Consider the following 15,315-nt stretch of genomic DNA (forward strand, 5'->3'; position numbering starts at 1 on the left):
TGATTTCGGCGTCTCGATCGCTTCCTTGGTGTCATTCTTGACATCAACATTGGGCATTCCTCAACAAACAAAACTTAGCAATAGCTGCAAGATTCTGCCTGCCAAGCTATCGCATTTCCGAAGGAACCGGTATTTCTGGGGTCAAGCTAGAACTGTTATGGAATCGATGCATCCACTCTTACCCAAACTGTTTTATTCAACCCTAGAATCCCTATTCGGTAGCTAAACCTTACGACAGTAGAATCACTCGAATCACTGAGCAGACCTAATACTCTGATAGATTGCACCAATTTTTATACCGAGAATTCTGTATACCAGAATACTTTTTGATCCAGGGTCCCCTATCCCCCCAGAACTCGCTCCTTCCCCTTGCCGCGATTCCAGTTGACAGGCGATCATCTTATTAGTATATTTGTATTAGCTTAACCTCATCACTCCTTAAGCAGACCGCCCTCGACTCTGGTTGGGGGCCGTTTTTTTAAGCGCTCAGGGCCACAATCCTCAGGATTGCCCGGTGGGGGCGTTGGTCTTGCGAGCGGGGTGTTGGCAGCTAGCCATGGCCAACTGCCTATTGCCAGCGTTTTTTTACGGAACGGGTAGTTTCAGGGTACGATCAGAGCGCGGGTGAGGGGACAGGTATGGGAGAACTAGCAGCCGAGTATCGCAATAATCTCTATATAATCGAGGCGGCCCGAGTCGGTATTCATAAGCCGATCCTGGCAGCGCTTTACGCTGTGCATCGCCAACCTAGTCTCTCCGATGGTGAACGGGGTCTGGGGATTTCCCCTGCTAACCGGATTTCCCTCAGCCAGGTCGATACCCTGCCGGAACAGGTCCAGTTTGCCGCCAATACGATTCGTAGTCTGACGGATAACCTGGTGTCGCGCGGGTGGCACAGTACCGATCTGTGGGATGCCCAGCAGGGGCGCTATACGGATGCTTTCCTGCGGGCGATCGCCCAGGGCTTTGCGCCACCGCCATCGGATACGGTTTCTGCCCGGTTGGAAACCACCAATTTTGAGGCCCTACGGCAAGCCTATCTCGATGATCTCGCGCTGGATTTTTCCGATGCTAAACTGCCGGGAAATTTAGCCTATCTGGATACGGCCCTCTTGGCTTTGGTCGATCGCATTCCCCAGCACTACCGGGGGTTGCCGCACCAGCGTGAGGCTTTGCTGGAAGCGGTGCGGATCTGGCGTAACCTCAGTACCCGTGATTCGGCGATCGCGGCCCTGGAAATCACCCTCTCACCGACGGAAAGTACAGCGGCGGCGGATGTTGCCAATGAGGCGCATCTGGATGCGCCTCTCCTGCAATTTGTCCAGCGTATTGGGAGCAATTACACGGGGTTACCCTACCATCGCGAGGCATTGATCCGCTTGGTCCAGCTCTGGCGACAACTGGATTCACGGGAAGAGGCGATCGCCTCCCTGGCCACCGATGCCTCCCCCCAAACCGATCCCCAGGAAATTGATCCGGCGCTCATTGCCTTTGTGCAGCGTGTCCCCCAGCATTACCAGGGACAAGGTAACCAACGACAAGCCCTGACGGAAGGGTTTCGCCTCTGGCAACAACTGGGGTCGCGTGCCCAGACCCTCCAGGCCTTGGGCGTCAATCCGGAGGTCATCGCCCAGCCCAATCCCGATCGCGATACCCTGGCGGGGGTTGCCACCCAGATCGATCGTCAATTATTGGAGTTTGTGCGCCGTGTCCCAGCGGAATACCAAGCCAACGATAGCCAGCGAGCCGCATTAGTCAGTTTAGTCCAACTCTGGCGGGGATTACCCACACGGGAGCAGACGATCGCATCCCTGATGGACGATCTCAAGCGCATGGCGCAAGCGCCGCGTAACAGTCCCGAAGCGATGCCCACACCCCAGCCCGCACCGCTCCCCCAACGTCCAGCCCGTTGGACACCAACCAATATCCAGCTTGCGGCCTCGATTATTCCCAACGGCAGTTTTACCTGGTCAGAGGCCACCCACGGGGGCACCCGCATGCCTCCGGATCAGGCCACCGTCGATGCCATTATCCGCATTGCCACCCTAGCCCAGCAGGCCCGCGATCGCATTGGTCGTCCTTTTATTGTCACCAGTTGGTACCGGCCCCCGGCGATTAATGCCAGGGTCGGGGGGGCCTCCCAGAGCCGTCATATTGTGGGGGATGCAATCGACTTTTACTGCGAAGGATTAACGGGTAGCCAACTGTACTGGGCTTTAGATCCCTGGTGGCCCGGTGGGCTAGGCCGCTACTCCAGTTTTCCCGCCCTGAGTCACATTGATGCCCGTGGCCACCGCGCCCGCTGGCTCCATTAGGAAAAATAGCCATCGAGGAGAACTCCCCAAAAGGTCAAGGACAGTCGGGCTGCGCGATCGTGCCATCCTCTAGGGTGGTCTGGCAGAGGTGAACCCCCTCGCGACGGCTCCCACGGGTATCGGCCTGTTGCAAATTCGCGTGATCCAAACGGGATTGGCGCAAATCCGCCTCAAACAAGTCCGCATCCTGAAGATTGGCAGCCGTTAAGTTCGCGGCTGCAAGGGTAGCGCTGCTGAGGATCGCTAGGTGTAGGTTGGCCCCCTGGAGATTAGCCCCCGTGAGGTTAGCGTGACGCAGATCGGCATTGCGGAGATCGGCCCCCTGGAGATTAGCCCCCTGGAGGTCAGCAAAACGGAGGTTGGCAAAGCGCAGGCTAGCGTGCTGAAGATTGGCCTGCTGGAGGTTCGCCCGCCGCAGGCTAGCACTGGTCAGGGGAGCGGCGGGGAGATCGGCCCCCGCCAGTTGGCAGGCGTCACAGCGTTGGGTGGTGAGTAATTGGGCTAGGGGCGCTTGCCGCACGGCGGGCGGGTTGGACACCGCCAGACACCCCGCCAGTAGCCCTCCTCCCCCCATCGATAGGAGCCATCGGGAGCCTGGCCATTGGCGCGGCGATCGTTGTCCAATCGGGAGTCGGGATGCTTTCATCACAGGTAGATCGCAAAGCCAGGTCAATCGGTGCCGTGTTAATCAGTCAGTATCTAAGGCTGGTTTACCTCGGTTGGGTTCCCCGCCCCATGCGTGAAAGAGCCAGCGGTCTGGACGTGGAAGCTGGGAGCTACATAATCGCTTGGCAGGTACTTGGCCGGGATCGTTGAGTGATTGCCATCCCGCATTGCGAGGTAGGAGGGCGATAAAATCTCAATCCCGTTATCGTTACAGGCATCTTGAATATTTTGATGTAATTCCGAATAGAGATGCGGGAGCAGCTTTGGGGTATCGGTATAGGCATTTAATTCATAACTAATATGAAAATCATTGAGGGATGTTTGCAAGACAAAAGGCTGTGGATCATGGAGGATATGGGGGGTTGCTAGGGCGACTTGAATCAGAACATCATGGACTTGACGCCAGGGCAAATCGTAACCGAGGGTAATTGTGGTATGTACCAGTAAATAGCCCTGCCCTTCATTAACCATGACACTATAGTTCAAAACATGACTATTTAGAACCGTGGAGTTCGGTAAGGTAATTACTACATTTTTCTGAGTCCGAACCCGGGTGACAAATAGGGATGTTTCGATCACAACTCCAATGACTTCACCAATCTGAATTAGATCCCCTAGCCGAAACGCACGGGTATAAATCAGAATTACCCCGGAAATGACATTGGCAACGACCGAGGTGGACCCTAAGGAGAACAAGACCCCCAGGAAAATTGAGAGGCCGCGAAAGACGGGAGAGCCAAATCCGGGCAGGTAGGGACCTGCTATAATGCAGGCGATCGCGATCGTCAAAAATATTGCCAAGCGTATCGTTGGTTCAGTCCATTCCGGATAAAACCAGGTGAAAGTATTATCCCGCCCTAGCTCGCTAATGATGAGTTTCACTAACCCGATCGCATAGTAGGTCATGCAGGCAATAATGACGATCGCGATGAGGTTGGGGAGATAGGCTACGAAGGCCACCACCATTTGGTTGGCCTGAAAGATAATTTGGGCTAGCAGTTGTTCCCCTAGACGGGCCGTGGTCGGGAATGCCCGTAACAGGAAGGGAATGTATAAGTAAAGGCTGATCAATAGCAACAGCCAGCGAATCGCCCGCAGCAAGTTAGCCAGGAGATAGTGGGTCGCACCAGCTCCTAACAGGTGACGATTGCCCAAGCGTAGTCCCAATAAACCAGTGTCATAGGCAGATTTAAGGCGACGGAATAAACGGGGAAAAATTAGGCTTTGCAGCTTAAGGAAGGCTAACAAGAGAAGGGTGCTGACCACCGCCGCTATAATGCCGCGCAGCAGGTAGCGGATACTACGATTTTTGCGATATTGCTCGAGGGCGGCCCGAATTCTTGCGGCTGCCGCTTCCGCTAGTTCATCACGCGGACGATCATAGGCATGGCTGTCACTTTCCCGAACCGTCACCAGCACCCGATCCTTGGCTTTAACCACACTGACATCCGCCTCCGCCTCCACCTGGATATCCTGGGGCGTGATCTCCGGATCATCGACGATCGCTTGAATGCGTTGGGCAATCACCCTGGCCCGCTCTTCCGCGTTAACAACCCCTGGAATCCCTTCCCTGATCACGAAGAGAGTCTCTTCCTCCAGTACCACGGGATAGCCATCCACCTGATTGCCAACGGGATTGGTCACAGCAGGGGAAGGTGAGGCAGGGACGAGGGTTTGGGCCAACAATCCTGGTGTGGCGACGAGAAGTAGGGGGAGCATGACTACACCCAGGAACCAGCGTTGTAATCCTCGCTGCCAGCCTCGATAGGTTAGAGACCTCCCTAGGAAACGTTGAACTTGGCGCATAGCGATCGCACGGTGTTAGCTTGAAAGCATATTTATCCAAATCCTCACACAACCTTAGACAAAGGTTAACGTTCGCTGTTTAGAATTTACGATGAATCAATAATCTTGACCTATTGGTCAAGGGTGCGCTATCGAGCGATCGAGCTAGGTCTTTGCCAATTGCAGTCGATCACCAAGCTAAATCCGGGATGGGTGTCTGTAAATATATCGCTGATTCGGCTCATGGGGGAGCAGTCAGGAGCAGTCGCTCCCCCATTGAACCTCGGATAGTCGTCTCGGCCTGGTTGACTGACAAATCTTGCGCCCTCATCCCTAAGTCCCTTCGCCCACTAGGGGCGAAGGGACTTCCCTCCCAAAACTGGCTTCAAAAGCCCCTCGCCCGCTCTGGGAGAGGGGTTGGGGTGGGGCGGTTCGAGTTTTGTCAGCCAATCAGCGTCTCGGCTGTCTGGCTAGTTGGGAGGCGGGTAGGATGCCTACCCCACAACGGCTACTCACTCTGCGGCTAATGACTTAGATCAACGTCGTCTTTCCCCTACAGATGAGGTGCGCAATTGTCGCTAATCTTGAAAGGTTTGAGTACTCTCAATGCTAACCCGGCTTGATAGCGGTCACTCGATGACCCCACCAACACTGGCTTTGATCTCGGACCTCCAATTGGGGTCAACCCTTGCTGACCTCTGGCTGTATGAGGCCGCGATCGAGGTGAATTGCCCTAGTCAATCGGCCAAGGTGCGGTTTGAGCAGGAACCCTTGTTGCCAGGTTTAATTTTGTTGGAGCAGGGGCAATGCTTGGGGATTGTCTCACGGCAACGTTTTTTTGAATGTTTGAGCCGTCCTTTTGGGCAAGAGATTTTTCTGCGACGCCCGCTCCAAATTTTGTATCGATTTGCGGAAACGGATTGCTTGCTGCTGAGTAGTGATACCCCAATTGTCCAGGCTGCTCGTCAAATTCTTGGGCGATCGCCCGAAACCCTTTATGAACCGATCGTCGTGCGTCTAAGCAATGGCGAGTATCGTCTATTGGATACCCAGCAACTCTTCATTGCCCAATCCCGGATTCATGAACTGGCGACCCAGTTATTGCAGGAACAAACCCAGGCGCAAATGATCCAGACGGAAAAGCTGTCTACCCTGGGACGAATGTTAGCGGGGGTTGCCCATGAAGTTCTGAATCCAGTGAATTTCATTAAGGGTAATGTGGACTTTCTAACGGGCTATGTTCAAGATCTTTTGCGTTTGATTAAAACCTATGATGCAGCCGACGTGGGTCCGATCCCTGAAGTCTTGGCTATGCGTGATGAAATTGACTTTGACTACATCGAGAAAGACGCCCTCAAGATTCTCAACAGCATGGTAATGGGGGTTGAGCGCCTGACTGCCCTGGTGGGGAGCCTCCGCAACTTTTCCCACATGCAGGATGATGTGGCCCAGGCAACTGACTTGCATACTTGTCTTGATAATACCCTGTTAATTTTGAATAATCGCTTGAAGTATGGCATTACTGTGGATAGACAGTATGGTGATTTGCCACCCGTTAAGTGCTATGCTGGCCAGCTTAGCCAGGTTTTCATGAATTTAATTACGAATGCGATCGATGCCCTCACCGATCGCCAGGAAGTATTAAAAGCAGCCCGCTCGCAGCCAGCGCCATCTAACTCAAATTCCTGGCAGCCAACGATTACCCTGATCACTACCGTTGTCGCCGATCCAGGTTTTGATGCGTGCGCTGCGGGATCTCCGGCATGGGTTTCTATCCGGATTATCGATAATGGGCCAGGGATTCCGACGGCTATCCAGGGACGCATTTTCGAGACATTTTTCACCACCAAACCGATCGGTAAAGGGACGGGACTAGGGCTGGCTATCAGCCACCAAATTGTGACGCAAAAACACCAGGGCCACCTGCGCTTCCAATCGACCCTAGGCACGGGCACTGAATTTGAAATTCTGCTTCCCCTCGATGTAGACACACCTTAAGGCAAGGTCCCTGAGGGCAATACGCCTTAGGGCAAACTTAGGCCGATCGCGACGGCCCGCTTGCGCTAGCGTTAAGAGGGAAACGCGTCAGAGAGGGGATAGTCTGTGTTGGTGCGTCAATGGGGGCGTCAATTCGCCAGAGCTAGTGCCATGCGATCGCTCATGGGGTTGGGTGGCCTGATTAGCTGTGTCGGACTACTATCGGCCTGTGCCAATGGGCCGGGAAGTGAGGCATTGGAACGATCGCTCACGGCTGATCCGCGCTTACAAACGGCAACCCCGGTGGTTGAACCCAGCCCCACAGGGAGTGCCTCACCGGCCTTGCCCGCCGACTTTCCCGCCAGCATTCCCCGCTACCCCCAGGCCCAACTAGACGCCGTGGATGGGGCAACGGGTAGTACGCTGTGGCGTAGTGATGACCCGCGCGATCGTATTTTGGCCTTCTATCGTGATGCCTTCCAACGCAATGGCTGGCAACTGACGGAGGCGGCCCTCTCGGCTGGGATGCTGATGGCCCAACAGGCGGATGGACTAACCGTCACGGTGATCTTGCAACCACCGGACGCCTCTTCAGCCGAGCCAACCCCTGGGACTGCGGTCCCCCCCCAGGGCACCCGCTTCGAGTTACGCTATCGTCGTAGCGCGGACGCGGCCTTACCGGCAACGCCAATGGCACCCGACGCGGGCACCGATCGCCCCCCCTTCCCGGATCTGGACCAGGTGCCCCCTGCCCTCAAGCCCGCCGTGACGGATTTAGCCGCCTTGGGAGTGTTAACCCCGATCGCATCGCCAACCCCAACCGGTGCCGCCCCCTTTGCCCCCAATCAAGCCCTGACCCGGCGCGACTTTGCCCGCTGGCTGGTCACGACTAATAACCGTCTCTTTCGCGATCGACCCGGTAAACAAATCCGGCTGGCCCAGGTTAATGAGACCCCCGTGTTCCAAGACGTGCCCCCTAGCGATCCTGACTTTGCGGCCATTCAGGGATTGGCTGAAGCCGGCATTCTCCCCAGTCGGCTGAGTGGTGACAGTACCGCCACCCAATTTCAACCGGAGGCCACCTTGAACCGGGAAACCCTGCTGCGCTGGAAAGTGCCTCTGGATGTTCGCCGGACCCTGGCCCCCGCAACGGTGGAGGCCGTCCAGACAACCTGGGGGTTCCAGGATGCCAATCGCATTAGTCCGGATGCCCTGCGGGCGGTCCTAGCGGATTATCAAAACGGCGATTTAGCCAACATTCGACGGGTGTTTGGGTTTACGACCTTACTCCAACCCCAACGGGCGGTCACGCGTGCCGAGGGCGCAGCCGCCCTGAGTTATTTCGGCTTCCAAACCGATGGCGTGGCGGCGGCGGATATCTTGCAGGCAGAACAGTTGGCTCGATCGACGTCTCCCACGGGGGAACCGTCACCCGCAGCCCCCGTCATGGGGCCAGGGTTACCCAATCCGTGAGCTTAGGGAATCTCGATAACTTGAGCCATCGCCATCCTAAAGGGTTCGTGAGGGATTGTGGTGCAGGCTTCTAGCCTGCGCGGGCAGGATGCCCGCCCCACGCGCAGCCATCACTTGAGATTGCGATAGCAGAGCCGCCCGTCTCAAACCCTGATACTGCACTTCCATTCTCGGTAATTGCAACAGCCCACGATGCCCAGCGCTTACAATCTAGTCTCAAACCCTGATACTGCACTTCCATTCTCGGTGAGGTATAGGCAAGGGGCTTAAGCCCGTTGTTCGCAAGGCTTGACAATACTTTATTAGAGAGGGAACGGCTGTAAACGGATGCGTCCCGCTCACCCTAAGCCTGTCGAAGCGTGAGCGTGTCGAAGGCGCTTGGAGCCTCTCGATCATTTACGGTTGACAGCCCACTACCCAAATTGGGTCTGATAGCCCCCTATCCGATGGCAAACACGATCGGCGATCGCAGCGGCACAATAGAAAGAGTCCCCTGCCTGCCATCCTGCACTCCCGCTAAGCCATGAGCCTTGTTCGTAATCATTCCGGACGCATTGCCTTTTCCTATACCCTCTGGGCCGGTTTTTTCTTTGGCATTTGCGGCCTACACCGGCTGTACAACGGGAAGATGATCACGGGAGTTCTTTGGCTATGTACTTTTGGTCTCTGCGGGATTGGCCAAATCGTTGACCTGTTCCTGATTCCTGACATTGTGCGGAGCCACGATCGTAAACTGCGCCCCCCCTTGGGCTATGGGTCAGCGGATTTTTCCCCCACGCCTCCCCTCGATCCGGCTCCGGACCCGGTCTCGCCTTCCCTCACCCGTGAACAACAACTAGTGGTATTGGTCAAGGCGGCGGAAAAACGGGGCGGGAAACTAACGGTTACCCAAGGGGTGATGGCTTCGGGATTGGGTTTTGCCCAGGTGGAAACCCTGCTGCTGGAGATGGTGCGATCGGGCTATGCCCACATTGGTAATGATCCTGTTACCGGGGCTGTTACCTATTATTTCTAATGAGCTTTAATTTAATCAGACTTAACCTCTAGCCCGTGTTTGCCAGGAGGGGGCATCCGTTGTGTTGGCGACGAAAGTCGCTACTACGCAACAGCGACTAAGGTCGCTACGGCGAACGGATTGAGCTTGACGGCTGTTGTTTGTAGTTGCGGTTAAAACCGCAGTTCTGCTGGCTTCGATACGGTTGTGGCGATTACCAGTACCTATGTCAGACCCCCTACTCCCTGAGTCGTCTACTGAAAGTACGCTCCCTAGGGTGCCGATGCCCCCACCCCGTCGCCCCAATCGCTTTGCGGGGCCGATTTATCCTTTTCAGGCGATCGCAGTACTTTGGCAGCATCGCCAACTGTGGGTCTATGTGCTGGTGCCGCTGCTGATTAACCTGATCCTGGGGGGGGTTCTCTATGCCTGGCTCTTGGGCCAGGGACTCCAAGCGATCGACCTGTGGATCGGGGGGCTACCGGATTGGCTACTGGCGATCGTGGTCACCTTGCTGCGCGGGCTATTGATCGTCATCCTGCTCATCGTGATTGGATTTCTGCTGGTCCAATTTGGCACGATCCTGGGTGCGCCCTGGTATGGCGTCCTGTCCGAAAAACTGGAATACCTGCGCCTAGGGGCACTCCCCACGCTGCCTAACCATCCGCTGCGGGGGGTGCGGGAGATCTGGCGGGCTGTGTTGTTTGAAGGAAAAAAACTGCTGCTGGCGATCGCGATCGGCACCCTGCTCCTAGGCTTGGGCCTAGTACCGGGGGTGGGTCCCCTGGTTACGGGGGCGGGGTGGTTGGGGTTAACCGTCCTCTTAATCTGTCTGGACTTTCTGGACTCACCCCTGGAACGACGCTATCTGACCTTTCGTGGCAAATTAGGCGTGATTGTGCGGGGTCTACCAGGCACCTTCCTCTTTGGTCTGGTGTGCTTAGGTTTGGTCAGCATTCCCCTAGTCAACCTGGTTACCTTGCCCCTGTGTGTTGCGGGTGGCACCCTGTTTTTCTGTGATCAGCTACGATCGGGAGTCGATCCGGTCGATCCCTCCTCGACCCGCGAGACTGCCGACCAAGGGTAAGGGTCATGCCAACGTATAAGGGACATAAGCAGTGGATTGGGAATGTGCCCCTCAAGTTGGTCTTAGTGGTGCCTTTTCTCCTGCAAATTATTGTAGCCGTGGGTGTTACGGGTTGGTTATCCATTCGCAACGGTCAGCAGGCGATTAATAATGTCGCCCTGCAACTCCAACAACAACAGGCTGACTATATTGAAGAAAAGGTCATTGACTATCTGGAAGATCCCGTTCTGATCAATCAATTTATTGCGGATACCATTACTTCGGATATTATTAACATTGATAATCTCCAATCACTACAGCCCTATCTAGAAGCCCAATTACAAAAATATCAAACTCTAACGGCCATTACCATTGGTACCGAAAAGCCCGATTATGTGGGAATTCGACGACGAGAAAATTCGGGTGAATATTCGATCGCAACCTGGAATCATGACACAGGGGGAATTACCATTCGTATCTTTAACGCCCAGGGGTATCTCTTAGCCTCGGAAATCCGCAGCGACTACGATCATCGTCAGCGAGCCTGGTATTATGACAGCTTAGCCGTTGGTAAGCCTGTCTGGAAGCAGCCCTACGCAACTTTTCAAACGAAAGAACTGATTATTTCTGCCGATCATCCCCTATTTGACGATCGCGGCGATCCGATCGGGGTGATCAGTTCAGACTTTTCCCTGGCCCAAATCAATCAGTTTCTCCAGACCCTCAAGGTTGAGAAAACGGGCATTATCTTTATCATGGATCGCAACGGTGACTTGATTGCGACCTCTAGTGGCGAACTACCCTTTACCGTTAATACCCAGACGGAAGAAGCCACGCGAATCTCTGCTCTCAACAGCCCGAATCCTTTAATTCGAGCCACCAGTGCCTATATCCAACAGCACCTACAAGGATTTCAAGCTATTCGCCAGCAGCACCAATCGGACTTCCATTTTGCTCAGGAACATCAATTTCTTTATATTAAAAATTTACAATTTAACAATCAGCTAGACTGGTTGATTGTCGTGGTTACGCCAGAGGCTAACTTTCTAGCCCAAGTCCATAGCAACACACGCCTGACCATTTTTTATTGTTTACTATCCCTAATTGCGGCGATTATTGCAGGTATTTTAGCTGCTAATGGGATTAATCGACCTATTCAACGTCTAGTTACTGCCTCAACGGGCCTCAGCCAACAGGCTGCGATCGGGAACCTTGCTAAAATTCCCTTTGACCCGCGCCTGACCCAGGAAACGATTAAGGAATTTCGGACCCTGGCCCAAGCATTTCAACACATGGCCCACCAGTTACAAGATGCCTTCCAGGCCCTCGCCCAGGCCAAGGCCGAATTGGAAATTCGTGTGGAGGAGCGGACCCTGGAATTACGTCAATCGGAGGAAAAGTTTGCCAAGGCTTTCCGCTCTGGCCCCAGCGCGATCGCCATTACCCGGATGGACAACGGTTCTCTGATTGAAGTCAATGGGGTTTTTCTCACACTGACGGGGTATCGCGTTGATGAGGTTATTGGGCGCACACCCACAGAACTCAGCCTGTGGGAAAACATTCGCGATCGTGATCATTTACTACAAGTCATTGCTGAACAGGGCGCAATTCATAACTACGAATTTCGATTACGAACCAAACAAGGGAAAATCCGTACCAGCCTTCTGTCGGCAGAGGTGATTAACCTGAATGGTCAGGATTGTTTACTCACGATCGCCATTGATATTAGCGATCGCAAGCAGGCTGAGTTAGAGTTACACCAGGCAAAGGAAGCAGCCGAGGCCGCGAATCGGGCCAAAAGTGAATTTCTCGCCAATATGAGCCATGAGCTTCGCACCCCTCTCAATGGCATTTTAGGCTATGCCCAACTGCTGCAACGCGACCCGAACCTTTCCGATTCCCAACAAAAGGGCCTACAAACCATTCAACAATGTGGCAAGCACCTATTAACCCTGATCAATGACATTCTCGATCTTTCCAAGGTGGAAGCACAGAAACTAGAGCTGCATATTGAAGAGTTTCCATTGCCGGAATTTTTAGAAAGCATTGCCGATCTCTTTTATCTGCGGGTGGAACAACAGGGGTTATTCTTTTTATATGAGCGCCTGTCGCCCCTGCCCGCACGGGTATTAGGCGACGAAAAGCGGCTACGGCAGGTGTTGATTAACCTGCTGGGCAATGCGGTGAAATTTACGGAACATGGAGGCGTTTTCCTGAAGGTCGGTCTCATTGGCGCACAAACGATCCGTTTTCGCGTTGAAGATACGGGACAGGGGATTGATCCGACCTATCTGGATGCTATTTTCCAGCCCTTTCGCCAGGTGGGTGATCCGGCCCGTCGATCGGAAGGCACGGGCTTAGGGTTAGCTATTAGTCAACGTCTGGTGCAATTAATGGGGGGCCAATTGCAGGTGACCAGCCAACTGGGCCAGGGCAGCCAGTTTTGGTTCGATATTGAACTACCCGTGATTACCGAGGTTAATGCGACTCCCTCAGCCCTGATGGATCTCAACATTGTTGGCTACCAGGGACCCCGCTGCCGCATCCTGGTGGTGGACGATCGCCCGGAGAATCGGACCCTGCTCATGGGGCTGTTGGTTCCCCTTGGGTTTGAGGTGGAAACCGCCAACGATGGGCTAGATTGTTTAACCAAAGCGGTTCACTTTCAACCCGATGTCATTTTGTTAGATCTGGTCATGCCCACCTTGAATGGCATCGCGGCAACCCAGCGGCTCCGCCAGATCGACACCCTGCGCCCCCCCATTATTATCGCCACCTCCGCCAGTGCCTTTGAAAACGATCGTCAGGCCAGTTTGGAGGCGGGGTGCGATGACTTTATCCCCAAACCGATCCAGGAGAAGGACCTATTTGCCTGTCTGGGCTACCACCTGGGTTTAGAGTGGATCTATAATGCGGCGGCGATCGCCCCGGCGGCTGCGGAACCAGCCGCCACTTCCGTCGTTCCCCCTCCTGAAATCCTGCGCCATCTGGAAGCCTTAGCCAAACTGGGTGATATTAAAAGCCTGCGGGACACCCTGGATCATCTCCAACAAACCGATCCACACCTGCTACCATTTTTAAGGGCTTTGGAAAAACTTGCGAAAAATTTTCAGATCAAAAAGATTCAGCAGTTCCTTCGTCAGTACGCGATCGAGGACGAGCAGGCATGACGGCGCAGACGAGCGGTTGCATTCTCCTTGTCGATGACAACCCCACTAACCTGGAGGTACTCTTCAATTCCTTGAGTGACTCTGGGTTCAAGTTACTGATTGCCGAAGATGGCGAAAGCGCGATCGAACTGGCCCACTATGCCCAGCCCGACATGATTTTGCTCGACGTAATGATGCCGGGGCTGGATGGCTTTACGACCTGCCAACGCCTGAAGGCCGACGCCACAACCCAGGCGATTCCCATCATCTTCATGACTGCCCTGGCCGAGACGATCGATAAGGTCAAGGGGCTGAGCCTTGGTGCGGTTGATTACGTCACCAAACCTTTTCAACCGGATGAGGTCCTAGCCCGTGTGAAAACCCATGTCGCCCTCCGTCAGTTGCAACAACAACTGCAAACGCAAAACCAACAATTGCAACTCGAAATTGCCGAGCGGCAGCAGGCTGAACAAGCCCTGCGGTTTTTCCTCCACGCGGTTTCCCATGATTTGCGTAACCCCGTCACGGGCACCCTCCTGCTGCTCAACCGCCTCCGCCAACAGGCTGGGGAACAGCCCCAGGTGGGTGTCCCGACGCTGGTTATCGATCGCCTTACCCAGGGCTGCGATCGCCAACTCAAACTGATCAACTCCCTTGTGGAAACCCATGCCAACGAGCTAACAGGGGTCGTGCTACATCCCGAACCCCTTGCCCTCCATGCCTTTATCCAGCGCCTTACCGAAGATTGGGAACCGTTAGTCACCCAGGAAAAAGCCACCTTAGTAAACGAAGTCCCGGTGAGCTTACCCCGCGTGCAGGCTGACCCCGACCAGTTATGGCGAGTGTTTGAAAATCTGATTGCCAATGCCCTGAAACACAATCCCCCCGGCCTAACGCTACGGTTGCAAGCGGCTGTTCAGGCGGCCCCTGGCCCCGCTGCCAGTGGCTATCCGGCCTTAGACACAAGGCCAGGAGAGCAACCCCCCCCGCCCACGGATCGTCCCGCCCTAGCCTGGGTGACCTGTCGGGTTTCGGATAATGGCACGGGCATTCCGCCAGAGCAGGCATTAGAACTGTTTGAACTCTATAAACGCGGGAAAAATGCCCATCGCACCCAAGGATTGGGGATTGGTCTTTATCTTTGTCGCCAGATTATTCAGGCCCACGGGGGCGATATTGGGGTTTCCCCCCAGCCAACCGGCACGACCTTTTGGTTTACCCTGCCCGCGATCGCGATGGCAGATTAACCCTTGCAGATTAGCCTATGCCCAAAGAGGTTGGCCTGCTATCGTGTTGAGAAGATAGCTCCGGTTGCTCCCACCTATGACTGATGCGCGGCTAAAACTTGCTGTAGTGGAACGAGATCCCATTTTTCGCCTGGGCCTGCGGACCTGGCTGACCCAGTTCGAGGATCTGGATATTCGCGTGGAGGCCGATAGCTTCGAGCTAGCCCTGGCCACGATCGCCCACGAGATGACCCAACCGATCGTCACCACAGATGCTGCCCTGTCCGCCGATGCCGCCGCGATCGCCCAACCCCTGGATTTGGTGATTGCCGACTTTGACCTGGGGGGCAGTCCCAGTGGACCCGCCCTGGGCCTGCAACTCTGCCAAACCCTGCACCAGCAATTTCCCGATCTGCCCATCCTCTTGCTCAGCGCCGAAGACAATCCGACCCGTCAGCGGTTGGCCCAGGCAGCAGGTGCCCAGGGGTATTGCCGCAAAGGATTAGCGGAACGGGAATTGGTTGCCGTGATCCGCCAGGTAGCCGCTGGGGCAGCGATTTGGCCAACCCTCCCAGCGGCTACCTGGCGGATCACGGCAACCAATTCCCGTTCCGCTAATCCTTTGCGGCAATACCCCTGGGCACCTGCTGCCTGGGCCAACCGC

Annotated in this window: 10 protein-coding genes; 8 read left to right on the forward strand and 2 right to left on the reverse strand. The window is 55.0% G+C overall.

Annotated elements, in window-relative coordinates:
* Positions 1–638: 638 nt before the first annotated feature.
* Entirely contained in the window at positions 639–2,315 is a 1,677-nt protein-coding gene (locus ACWIUF_RS11675) for a D-Ala-D-Ala carboxypeptidase family metallohydrolase (protein WP_448572542.1), read from the forward strand.
* 34 nt (positions 2,316–2,349) lie between these two features.
* On the opposite strand, the gene ACWIUF_RS11680 is transcribed toward ACWIUF_RS11675, so the two are convergent.
* Entirely contained in the window at positions 2,350–2,961 is a 612-nt protein-coding gene (locus tag ACWIUF_RS11680; RefSeq protein WP_448572543.1) for a pentapeptide repeat-containing protein, read from the reverse strand.
* Positions 2,962–3,014: 53 nt separating this feature from the next.
* Positions 3,015–4,787: a mechanosensitive ion channel family protein gene (locus ACWIUF_RS11685; RefSeq protein ID WP_448572544.1), complete on the reverse strand. Its 1,773-nt coding sequence runs from the start codon at positions 4,785–4,787 to the stop codon at positions 3,015–3,017.
* 585 nt (positions 4,788–5,372) lie between these two features.
* Between ACWIUF_RS11685 and ACWIUF_RS11690 the strand changes: the two genes are divergently transcribed.
* From ACWIUF_RS11690 to ACWIUF_RS11720, 7 genes are all read left to right on the forward strand, one after another.
* Positions 5,373–6,764, forward strand: a complete 1,392-nt coding sequence (locus tag ACWIUF_RS11690; RefSeq protein WP_448572545.1) for a sensor histidine kinase — start codon at positions 5,373–5,375, stop codon at positions 6,762–6,764.
* A gap of 105 nt (positions 6,765–6,869) precedes the next feature.
* On the forward strand, positions 6,870–8,216 hold the full coding sequence (locus ACWIUF_RS11695) for an S-layer homology domain-containing protein (protein ID WP_448572546.1): 1,347 nt from the start codon (positions 6,870–6,872) through the stop codon (positions 8,214–8,216).
* A gap of 523 nt (positions 8,217–8,739) precedes the next feature.
* Positions 8,740–9,231, forward strand: a complete 492-nt coding sequence (locus tag ACWIUF_RS11700; RefSeq protein ID WP_448572547.1) for a TM2 domain-containing protein — start codon at positions 8,740–8,742, stop codon at positions 9,229–9,231.
* A gap of 205 nt (positions 9,232–9,436) precedes the next feature.
* Positions 9,437–10,297 (forward strand): EI24 domain-containing protein, encoded by an 861-nt coding sequence (locus ACWIUF_RS11705; protein ID WP_448572548.1) that lies wholly within the window; start codon positions 9,437–9,439, stop codon positions 10,295–10,297.
* 5 nt (positions 10,298–10,302) lie between these two features.
* Complete coding sequence (locus ACWIUF_RS11710; RefSeq protein WP_448572550.1) at positions 10,303–13,446, forward strand: ATP-binding protein; 3,144 nt, start codon at positions 10,303–10,305, stop codon at positions 13,444–13,446.
* On the forward strand, positions 13,443–14,672 hold the full coding sequence (locus ACWIUF_RS11715; protein ID WP_448572551.1) for a hybrid sensor histidine kinase/response regulator: 1,230 nt from the start codon (positions 13,443–13,445) through the stop codon (positions 14,670–14,672). Before ACWIUF_RS11710 ends, ACWIUF_RS11715 begins: the two co-directional genes overlap by 4 nt.
* A 76-nt stretch (positions 14,673–14,748) precedes the next feature.
* On the forward strand, positions 14,749–15,315 hold a 567-nt coding region (locus ACWIUF_RS11720), incomplete at its 3' end, for a response regulator (protein WP_448572552.1).

Source organism: Trichothermofontia sp. (assembly GCF_053493415.1).

Bases quoted from the DNA above. Each gene is read 5' to 3' on its own strand.
- ACWIUF_RS11675 (WP_448572542.1), top strand. From the start codon at position 639: ATGGGAGAACTAGCAGCCGAGTATCGCAATAATCTCTATATAATCGAG.
- ACWIUF_RS11680 (WP_448572543.1), bottom strand. From the start codon at position 2,961: ATGAAAGCATCCCGACTCCCGATTGGACAACGATCGCCGCGCCAATGG.
- ACWIUF_RS11685 (WP_448572544.1), bottom strand. From the start codon at position 4,787: ATGCGCCAAGTTCAACGTTTCCTAGGGAGGTCTCTAACCTATCGAGGC.
- ACWIUF_RS11690 (WP_448572545.1), top strand. From the start codon at position 5,373: ATGCTAACCCGGCTTGATAGCGGTCACTCGATGACCCCACCAACACTG.
- ACWIUF_RS11700 (WP_448572547.1), top strand. From the start codon at position 8,740: ATGAGCCTTGTTCGTAATCATTCCGGACGCATTGCCTTTTCCTATACC.
- ACWIUF_RS11705 (WP_448572548.1), top strand. From the start codon at position 9,437: ATGTCAGACCCCCTACTCCCTGAGTCGTCTACTGAAAGTACGCTCCCT.
- ACWIUF_RS11710 (WP_448572550.1), top strand. From the start codon at position 10,303: ATGCCAACGTATAAGGGACATAAGCAGTGGATTGGGAATGTGCCCCTC.
- ACWIUF_RS11715 (WP_448572551.1), top strand. From the start codon at position 13,443: ATGACGGCGCAGACGAGCGGTTGCATTCTCCTTGTCGATGACAACCCC.